This window comes from Moritella sp. (assembly GCF_033791185.1).
Classification (GTDB): Bacteria; Pseudomonadota; Gammaproteobacteria; order Enterobacterales; family Moritellaceae; genus Moritella.
The window spans coordinates 1-9042 of record NZ_JASJHF010000275.1 but is presented as its reverse complement, the minus strand read 5'-3'; the positions used below and the strand labels follow the sequence as shown (position 1 = coordinate 9042).

Here is a 9042-nt window from a genome sequence, read left to right as displayed (position 1 = left end):
ACCCTATTATCAAACAATTTAAGGTATCATGATGCCTATTAAGAGGCATATTAAATACCGATTAAAATACTTATTACAATTTAGTGCGGTTACTGCGGAGATAAACAAGTAATGAATAAAAGAAACACTCAAATCATTAATGAAGAAGTTTCATTTGATGTGCAAGATGAATTAGTTTCTACCACCGATACTCGGGGAGTCATTACGTACGCTAACGCCATTTTCTGCCAAGTAGCAGGTTTTGAACTCGATGAATTAGTCGGTAAAAACCATAACATTGTCCGTCACCCCGATATGCCAGCCGCTGCTTTCAAAGACCTTTGGAGCAACTTAGAAGCCGGAAAACCATGGCGCGGCGCAGTTAAAAACCGTTGTAAAGATGGTCGTTATTATTGGGTTGATGCGTTTGTTACGCCAATTCATGAACAGGGTAAATTAGTTGGTTATCAATCTGTACGTAAAAACCTAGCGCAGCAAGACAAACAAGCAGCCCAGGTAGCCTACACAACCATTAATAACGGCAAGAGATTATTTCAATGGTACCAACGTCCGCTGTTAAAACCGTTAACCTTCTTCACGCTAAGCGGATTAATATTGTTCTTAAGTCAAACTACACCTTACCTGAGTATGCTATTACCACTATTGCCTTTTATTATTTTCCACAATGAATTGATCACGGTGCCGCGCTATTTTGCCAGTCTGAAACAACGTTATGACAGTATTTCTCGTTATGTCTTCTCTGGATTGAAACCACAAGGTATTGTTGATTTCCAACTGAAAATAGAAGAAGGCAAGATCCAGACTATTCTAGGCCGTGTGGTTGATAGTAGTCGCTCACTCGAAACCGGAGCCGATAACCTTACCTCAGCTGCACACAAAGCCAAAGCAGGGGTTGAGCAAGAGACTGCGGAATTACATCAAGTAGCAACAGCAGTCACCGAAATGGCATCGACGATTGCAGAAGTCTCGCAAAATACGCTATTAACGTCGGAAAAAGTGCAACTCGCCCATGATGATTGTGAAAGCGCAACCAAAGCCATGTCTGATACCATGCTACAAGTGGGTCAACTCGCCACTGATGTAGCACTGTCAGCAGCATCTGCAAGCATGTTATCGGACGAAGCCCTGAAGATCAGCGCGATCATGTTAGAAATTCGCGGCATTGCCGATCAAACTAATCTGCTGGCACTAAATGCAGCAATTGAAGCCGCTCGCGCTGGTGAACATGGCCGTGGATTCTCAGTGGTTGCAGATGAGGTGAGAGCATTATCAACCCGTAGCCATAAGGCAACCGAGCAAATTCAAACCTCGATTAACGAGATCCAACAGACTCTAGTGCAGTGGTCGACAACGATGCAACAAGGTAAAGAGTCTGCCGAGCTTTGTGTCAATGAATCGCAACGCACTCAAACCATGATGCAAAATGTGTATGGCGCGATCACCGATATTTCCGATCTCGCCATTCAAATTTCCAGTGCATCAGAAGAGCAGAATATGGTGTCGCAAGAAATTAGCCGTAATATCGTCAATATCAGTGATGCTTCACAACACAACCTACAACAAACCGAATTAGTAGAGCGTGAAGCCGCCGATATTAACAGTAATTCGAAATCGCTAGCGGCGTTAGGCTTAACCTTCTAGCCACTCCTTAACGGGATCATAAATGTTGCTTTATATAATCTAAAAACACCCTGATTTTAGGGGAAATAAGATCGCGCTTTAAGTACAGCGCGTAGGTTGAACTGAGCCGCTCATAAGGACTGAAGCTGTGTTGCGCCAGTACTTGTACCAAACTGCCATTGTCGAGTTCATGACTCACCGCCCAACGGGGGGCCAGCACTAAACCGGCATGGTTTAATACCAACTGCTTTTGACCGTTGACCGAGTTCACAATCAGCCCTTCTTTAATGGCTAATTTGCGTGGTTTTACATCCATCAAAAACCAATCTCGCCAGCCGCTATAACCATAACAAATGCAGTTGAAATTACGCAAATCATCCGGCGTTTCTGGTATGCCATTATCAGCTAAGTATTGGGGCGTGGCGCATAATAAAAAATTGTTATCCGCTAGCTTGCTGGCAATTAAGTTGGAGTCAGGTAAGCGACCACTACGAATCGCTATATCGACATTATCTTCGACTAGATCTACCACCCTCTCAGTCAGCTCTAACTCAATATTTACATCTGGGTAAGTCGTCATAAAACCGGGCACGAGCGGTAATACGCAAGACTCACCAAAGCCAACGGTCATACTGACTTTTAAATTACCTTTGGGACTTTGCTGTAAATCATTAACCGCACGATTGGCTTCATCAAGCTCTGCGACGATGCGCTGCGAATAATAGTAATAAGTAGTGCCCGCTTCAGTTAAACCAATATTACGGGTGGTACGATTAAGTAAACGAATACCTAATTCAGCCTCAAGGGCTGCGAGCTGCCTGGATATTGAAGAGGGTTGTACGTCGAAAAATCGACTTGCTGCAGAGATACTGCCCGTTTCCACAACACAATTAAAATAGTGTAACCGAGTGATCATACTCATCTGTTTATTTACCTAATATTGCTTGTTTAGTTAATATCGTTTAGTTAATATTTTTTGGCTAATAATACTTGCTGGTTAATCGCGCTAAGACTCGTCTTTATGATGTTTACTGTATAAATTAGCAAAAGGTTGTGCGCTAAGGCCATGGGCAAAGATACTCATTAAAATGGTTAAGGTTACAACTGCATAGACAGTATCAAAGCCGCCAATATCACCGACCTCATGCGCCACAATGAGTACATAGAGAATCGAAGCAATACCACGCGGCCCAAACCAAGCAATAAACACCCGGCTAGCCATGTCTAGCTTGGTGCCAATTAATGATACCAGCACCGGCAACATACGTAATACCGTCAAACTTAACAACGCATAGATAACCACATTTAAGCTGATATCACGGAGTGTTAATGGCACAAACGCCAAACCAAACAAGAAGAAACTAATCAAGACAAATAGCTCCCCTTCACTCTCTGCAAACTCTTCTATGTGTATGCGCGCTTGCTGACTGGTATTGCCAATATATAAACCTGCAAAAAATGCGGCAATAAAGCCATTGCCTAAAAATACTTCCGCAACATAAAACGCCAGAATAGCGAGTGCTATTGGGATCAAATTTTGATAACTTTCTTCAATAAGATCATGTTGAATCGCTTTGTTCAACAATTTCGCGCCAAGATAGCCAATGATAGCACCGACTAACACGCCAAATACAATTTGCTCGGCCACGTACCAAACCCAGCTATAATCATCAGCTCTAGTTAGCCCACTGGTTATCAATGCCACGACGGTAAGTATGATTGGAAATACAATACCATCATTTAAGCCACTTTCGACGTTGATACTTGAGCGGATAATTTTCGGTACTTTTGGGTCGGATACCACCGCTTTACCTAATGCTGCATCTGTCGGTGTCAATAACAGCGCCAGCAATATCATGTAAGTAATAGGTTGATCTGGGAATAACCATACCGCGACCGCAGTGCCGACAATAATAGTCAAAGGCAGGCCAATAAAGAGTAATCTTACCGGAATACGCCAAGAACGGCGTAGTAATTTAAGGTCTAATAATGCCGCATCACTAAATAATACCAGCACTAATGCGATTTCCACCAGCACAGTGACAAATGCAGCATCTATCTCAACCGCGGTGATATTCAACCCGAACGGTGAACAAATAAGTCCTAACACAGTGAATACCATCGGCCCTGATATATCAAACTGCATGAGTTTTCTTGATATAAAGCCATAAAACAAAACGATTAAAGCGATAATCAAAATAACTACATGTTCATCCATGACTGATATTCCTTTTCTAAATTGAATTAATCTCTTTTACCATCGCGATCACTTGCTGATGGGTCTTGGCATTGAGTTTTGCTGAGCAGCAATAATTTTCAATGACCGCATGTTTACGTACTAACTCGACAAACTCGGGCACTGATATCTGGGCATCTAAAGCCAGGAATGCGGTAGTATTAACAGCTGATGACACGGTCGGTAGCGAAAATAACGCCCCACTCATATCGATTAAGCGGTCTTCTAGTTCATAACACGATAGGCATAAGTCGGCGTCATTCAACCAATCGTTTAGCGAGGCTAGGTAGATGAGTTCATCTTCACCTTGATATTTGATCACTGCGGGCCACTTTATCATTGAAGTATCCTATCGAAACTAGTTTATATTACTCACTGTAACATCTTGTTATTGTTATTTCATTTAACAACTTCAATCACTTAAATTTTGCTGTTAGTGATTATTCACTCACGCCTTATCTTTAATCATATTTAAATAGATCAAACAGCGTATACTCACCTTCTCATTTACCCATATAACGAAATCAAGTGGACACAGTTCCCATTACGTTAAAAAATAATTTTCGTGCCACCATGGATACAATTTTAAATAATATTCATGAGTATGGTTATGCAGTCATCGAAGATGCACTACCTGAAGGTGTTATTGAACGATTACTGACTGATTGCCTTGAAAACCAACCAGACTTTAAAGCCGCAGGAATTGGCCGTCGCCAAGACTCACAACTAAACGAGCAAATACGTAAAGATAAGACCCTCTGGTTAACGGGTGCAAGTACTGCACAAGCAGACTTTATGGCACTAACAGATGAGCTGAGATTAGAAGTTAATCGCAACTTTTTCTTAGGTTTATTCGATTATGAATGTCATTACGCAACATATGAAGTGGGTGATTTTTATAAAAAGCACCTTGATGCCTTTAAAGGTAAATCCAACCGTGTATTTACTACCGTCTGTTATCTCAATACCCCCGATGCTGGCGGCGAATTACTTATCTATGCTCAAGACTCTGATGAGGTGATAGCACGTGTAGCGCCAAAAGCAGGTTCTTTAGTGGTATTTGAAAGTGAACGTTTTCCACATGAAGTGCTTGTCGCTGGTTCAGCACGTTACTCGATTGCAGGCTGGTTTAGAATGAACAATTCAATCGTTGGCACTATCGACCCTCCGTCATAATACCGACAAAAAAGGCGAGTGAGAGTCATATCATTCGCCTTTTTTTATCTATAAACCAGCTTCGTTTTATAAAAGTCGCTTAGCGCTCGCCTTGCACTTCAAAATCATCAGCCGCTAATAACGCACTGCCATCTGCTTGCATACGCCATTGCTCGTGATGCACTGCGCCAAATGCTTTATTCATGGTCCACTTTGCCGTTAATACATAGCTGTCATCATTCATCGCTACCCATTCAACGTCAGTGTAATCAACATCGTTAAAACCTTGGTCAATGATACCTTGCCAAAATGTTTGGATCTCTTCGCGACCAGTGAATGTGCCAAACGGACGCGCGTGCATCACAGTGCCGTCTTCATATTGCGCGGCACAACCTGCTGCATCTTGGCTGTTAAAGGCTGTCTGCCATGCTGTGATACCGGCTTTACAAGCTGCTAAGATTTGCTCTTGTGTCATTGTTCGTTCCCCTGTGAAATATCTGGCTGTTATATAAGTGTATGGCGTTACTTTAGCGTTATAATTGGCAAACAAAAACAGACTAATTAGAAAGTACTGTTAAGATAAACAGAACAATAAAACGAATCGAACTAAACTAGTCCACGCCACTACGACAACAGGTAAGCATAAACCATGAGTAAACTTAAACAAATGACGGTATTTATGTATGTCGTCAAACTCGGTTCGATAACCAAAGCCGCAGAGCAGCTCAACGTATCTAAGTCTGTTGTCAGTCAGCACCTTAAACAATTGGAATCAGAGCTTGCTATCACCTTGCTTAAACGCACTACCCGTAAACAAAGCCTGACACCAGCAGGTGAGCACTTTTATCAACAATGTTGCACCATGCATGAACTGGCTGAGCAAGCTTGGCAAGACGCACAACAATTGCAGCTTACGCCACAAGGGCTAATCAAGATAACCGCGCCGCATGCGTTAATGGATCATCTGGTGTTACCCGCATTGCACGAAGTGTTTCATGCCTATCCAGACGTTGAATTGGAATTGATTAGTCATGATGGCCGCTCAGATCTGATGCAAGAAGGCATTGATATAGCGATCCGCGTTGGCGAGTCGAAGATAAGTAATCTCAAGCAAAAACGTATTGGTGATTTTAGGGATGTGCTGTGTGGATCATTGCAAACCGTAGAAGCCTGCCAGAGTGATATTGCAGCATTAAAAGTGGAGAATATCAGATACGTCGCTAATCACTGGCAACAAAAGTCTATTCATCACAGTTTTAATCGTAAGAACAGTCGCAATAATAAAAGTGGCTCTAATAGCAATAGCACGCCACGCTTTGAACTTAATTTTAAACCCCATCATAAGGCCAATACCCTCCCCACTTGCTTAAGCATGCTAGAACACGGTTTCGGTGTCGGTATTATTCCGGACTTTATCTTTGCGAAACACAGCCATACATTGACAGAGTTGTTACCAGAGCATCAGCTCGACAAGGTCAATGTCTATGCATTGCACGCTTATCAAGCTGCAGTACCGATTGGCGTGACGATGGCCATAGAGGCGATTGCCAAGCGACTTGGGTAATTGCTAACGGCTATCTACAATATTAAGTTTTAGCTTTTTGGCGGAGTTCTGTCACCACTTCGCCGCCTATGCCCCAATTATCGGTATTCACTTCGTCAATCACCACAACGGTAGTTTTCGGGTTTTTACCTAACACATCCACCAGCAATTGCGTTGCACCGGCGATTAACTGGGCTTTTTGTTCTTTCGTCACTTGCTCATCTGTGATTTTAATATTGATATATGGCATTTTTAGAACTCCTTGATAATAACGATCGAATATCCATTATCCGACCAGACAATTAATTTAATTTAATTTATTTTACTCCGCTTTCGAAAAATAACTGGTGTTGGCGAACCAAACACCAATACTAACCATCAACATCGCGATGGCTAAACTGAGTTTAAGTGGCTCATCAAATAGGGCTAATGCACTCACACCAGCAAGCACTGGAACAATGGCCATCATAGTACCCATATTTGCGGCACCAATAAGTTGCACAGCCCGAACATATAACAACATCTGCACGATAGTAGCCATGAAACCTTGATAAAAACTTTGTAAAAAAACATCGTCCCATAATTGCGGCAATTGCGCCAGACTGATATTTTTAGGCAGCCACAATAAATAGACAGGCATATAAATAACACACGTGAGCATGGCGATACCCGCCGTCGCTTGCCAGGGTGTGATCTGCCAGCGGCTCAATAGCACAGAGAGAATACCCCAACAAAAAGCGGCAGCAAGCAAAGATAAATGACCGATAGCTAACTCGCCTTCTAGCTTGAATTCCTGCCAAAATAGAATACTGATACCCGATGTAATAATACCGACCCCAAGCCACTTTGCCCAAGGGTGTGATTGTTTATTGATGATTACAGAAAGCAAGATGATCATGACCGGTATCAGTCCAGGTAACAGCACGGCAGACTGTGATGCTGGCGTTGATTCAAACCCTTTAAAGGCAAACAACGCATAGCCTAACCCACCCACAACACTGCAAACAATCAGTTTAGGTTGCCACAAATTAAAGCGAAACTTGAACCACCAAATGGGTAATATTAACAGTGCACAGGTTGTATAACGAATAGCAATAACATCATACGAAAGTAACGGACTAATCCCCCCCATACGTGACACTAAAATAAATCCCGACCAAATAAGCACTGCACCCAATGCTGCTAAATATCCTTGTCGTGTTGCATAATCCATTATTTATCCCTAACTAAGTTCATGAATTACATTATAAAAGTAAGACACGGCTAAATCGAGAGATAGAAGCACCTAAAAAATAGCAATTACGACATCAAACACCTAGTTTAGCTATTAATTTCAGCTATTTACAATGGTCAAACCATAGTGATAAGCAGTGATATATTATTCTATTGCTTTATACTCCGTTGAAATCATTCATCACTTGTACAGCAACAAGGCCAACCATGACTCTGTTACTGTTATTAATATTGCTTATTATGTTCTTTTTACTACGCACGTTTAATTTTCGAAAAACTAAATTTGTTGTAATGACGAGCATCTTGTTACTCGTAATTCTAATTACAACGGGCGTTATTCCGAAGTTTTTGCTGGATGAATTACAACAAGATTATGCGCAAAAACCGACAATTCAGTGGCAGGATAATAATGCGATTGTATTACTTGGCGCAGGCATCGAAAAAATTGAAGGGCGTTTTGAACACCGTATTGAAAACAGTCTTGAACCGAGCTTCTATGCATACGGGCGTATCTACGAAGCGGCCCGCTTATACAACGAATGTATGAGTGAGCAAGGTCAATGTAAAATCATTGTAACGGGTGGCGACACGCATAAATTTGGCGATACCGAAGCCGCAGTGTATAAAAAATCTTTAATCCATATAGGTATTAATGCAAAAGACATTATTGTCGAATCGAAGAGCCTTAATACATGGCAAAATGCGCAATTCACCAGTGCCATCCTAAATGAACAGCAATTTGATAATACCGTTCTAGTATCATCAGGATTGCATATTAAACGTAGTCAGCTGTATTTCTCGCATTTTGGTATTAAGGCTACGCCAATAAGATCTGATTATCTATCGGCGAAGCTATCGTATATCCCCCTAGGCTATAATGTGACGATGACAGATTTTGCATTGCACGAATGGCTCGGTTTTATTCGCTATGATATTTACAACATGATAGGCGCAAATCAAAAGCGTGTTAACGCTGGCGATGCTTAGCGAGCAGAGGTCCACTAGCGGAGTCGAACTACTGTGACAACTTAGATTAATAACCGAAGGTAACGAGCGACAGATTAAATCATGCTCGTTACCTTCGTCTCGTGACGTTATGACTTATCAGCAACCTGCGGTGTTGGAATGTTTAACTCAGTCCAAACATGGTGAGCAAAACCAGCGCCCGCTTCTTGGTACATGTTATAAACAGGATTAACCCCAAGCGCTCTCAGTTCATCTTCATCACTCTTAAAATGAGCCAGTGCCGCAACCT

General features: G+C 42.0%; 10 protein-coding genes. 4 read left to right on the top strand and 6 right to left on the bottom strand.

Going from position 1 to position 9042, the window contains the following annotated elements; genetic code table 11:
- The first annotated feature begins 111 nt into the window (after positions 1-111).
- Positions 112-1641: a methyl-accepting chemotaxis protein gene (locus QNK26_RS15615; protein ID WP_319224788.1), complete on the top strand. Its 1530-nt coding sequence runs from the start codon at positions 112-114 to the stop codon at positions 1639-1641.
- 16 nt (positions 1642-1657) lie between these two features.
- Here the strand turns inward: QNK26_RS15615 and QNK26_RS15610 are convergent, their stop codons facing one another.
- The 3 genes from QNK26_RS15610 to QNK26_RS15600 all read right to left on the bottom strand — a co-directional run bounded on the left by QNK26_RS15610 (position 1658) and on the right by QNK26_RS15600 (position 4196).
- Positions 1658-2542, bottom strand: a complete 885-nt coding sequence (locus tag QNK26_RS15610; protein WP_319224787.1) for a LysR family transcriptional regulator — start codon at positions 2540-2542, stop codon at positions 1658-1660.
- 84 nt (positions 2543-2626) lie between these two features.
- On the bottom strand, positions 2627-3838 hold the full coding sequence (locus QNK26_RS15605) for a cation:proton antiporter (RefSeq protein ID WP_319224786.1): 1212 nt from the start codon (positions 3836-3838) through the stop codon (positions 2627-2629).
- 16 nt (positions 3839-3854) lie between these two features.
- The gene (locus QNK26_RS15600) at positions 3855-4196 is read right to left on the bottom strand and encodes a DUF4144 family protein (protein WP_319224784.1); all 342 of its coding nucleotides are present in this window, start codon (positions 4194-4196) and stop codon (positions 3855-3857) included.
- Between the two features lie 233 nt (positions 4197-4429).
- On the opposite strand from QNK26_RS15600, the gene QNK26_RS15595 reads away from it, so the two are divergent.
- Complete coding sequence (locus QNK26_RS15595) at positions 4430-5032, top strand: 2OG-Fe(II) oxygenase (protein ID WP_319224783.1); 603 nt, start codon at positions 4430-4432, stop codon at positions 5030-5032.
- A 79-nt stretch (positions 5033-5111) separates the two neighbouring features.
- Here the strand turns inward: QNK26_RS15595 and QNK26_RS15590 are convergent, their stop codons facing one another.
- Positions 5112-5486: a nuclear transport factor 2 family protein gene (locus QNK26_RS15590; protein ID WP_319224782.1), complete on the bottom strand. Its 375-nt coding sequence runs from the start codon at positions 5484-5486 to the stop codon at positions 5112-5114.
- A 174-nt stretch (positions 5487-5660) separates the two neighbouring features.
- Here QNK26_RS15590 and QNK26_RS15585 point away from each other — a divergent pair, with 174 nt between their 5' ends.
- Positions 5661-6575, top strand: a complete 915-nt coding sequence (locus QNK26_RS15585; RefSeq protein ID WP_319224780.1) for a LysR family transcriptional regulator — start codon at positions 5661-5663, stop codon at positions 6573-6575.
- A gap of 22 nt (positions 6576-6597) precedes the next feature.
- On the opposite strand, the gene QNK26_RS15580 is transcribed toward QNK26_RS15585, so the two are convergent.
- Together QNK26_RS15580 and QNK26_RS15575 are read right to left on the bottom strand one after the other, a co-directional pair.
- Positions 6598-6804 carry a 2-hydroxymuconate tautomerase family protein gene (locus QNK26_RS15580; RefSeq protein WP_019440535.1) on the bottom strand — a complete coding sequence of 69 codons (207 nt, stop codon included), beginning with the start codon at positions 6802-6804 and terminating at the stop codon, positions 6598-6600.
- 72 nt (positions 6805-6876) lie between these two features.
- Positions 6877-7767 carry a DMT family transporter gene (locus QNK26_RS15575; RefSeq protein ID WP_319224779.1) on the bottom strand — a complete coding sequence of 297 codons (891 nt, stop codon included), beginning with the start codon at positions 7765-7767 and terminating at the stop codon, positions 6877-6879.
- 227 nt (positions 7768-7994) lie between these two features.
- On the opposite strand from QNK26_RS15575, the gene QNK26_RS15570 reads away from it, so the two are divergent.
- Positions 7995-8774 carry a YdcF family protein gene (locus tag QNK26_RS15570; RefSeq protein WP_319224778.1) on the top strand — a complete coding sequence of 260 codons (780 nt, stop codon included), beginning with the start codon at positions 7995-7997 and terminating at the stop codon, positions 8772-8774.
- The last annotated feature ends 268 nt before the right edge of the window (positions 8775-9042 follow it).

What these genes read in the sequence shown, in the direction of transcription:
- QNK26_RS15580 (WP_019440535.1), bottom strand. Translation starts at nt 6,804, where the DNA reads ATGCCATATATCAATATTAAAATCACAGATGAGCAAGTGACGAAAGAA.
- QNK26_RS15610 (WP_319224787.1), bottom strand. Translation starts at nt 2,542, where the DNA reads ATGAGTATGATCACTCGGTTACACTATTTTAATTGTGTTGTGGAAACG.
- QNK26_RS15585 (WP_319224780.1), top strand. Translation starts at nt 5,661, where the DNA reads ATGAGTAAACTTAAACAAATGACGGTATTTATGTATGTCGTCAAACTC.
- QNK26_RS15590 (WP_319224782.1), bottom strand. Translation starts at nt 5,486, where the DNA reads ATGACACAAGAGCAAATCTTAGCAGCTTGTAAAGCCGGTATCACAGCA.
- QNK26_RS15615 (WP_319224788.1), top strand. Translation starts at nt 112, where the DNA reads ATGAATAAAAGAAACACTCAAATCATTAATGAAGAAGTTTCATTTGAT.
- QNK26_RS15595 (WP_319224783.1), top strand. Translation starts at nt 4,430, where the DNA reads ATGGATACAATTTTAAATAATATTCATGAGTATGGTTATGCAGTCATC.
- QNK26_RS15600 (WP_319224784.1), bottom strand. Translation starts at nt 4,196, where the DNA reads ATGATAAAGTGGCCCGCAGTGATCAAATATCAAGGTGAAGATGAACTC.
- QNK26_RS15605 (WP_319224786.1), bottom strand. Translation starts at nt 3,838, where the DNA reads ATGGATGAACATGTAGTTATTTTGATTATCGCTTTAATCGTTTTGTTT.
- QNK26_RS15570 (WP_319224778.1), top strand. Translation starts at nt 7,995, where the DNA reads ATGACTCTGTTACTGTTATTAATATTGCTTATTATGTTCTTTTTACTA.
- QNK26_RS15575 (WP_319224779.1), bottom strand. Translation starts at nt 7,767, where the DNA reads ATGGATTATGCAACACGACAAGGATATTTAGCAGCATTGGGTGCAGTG.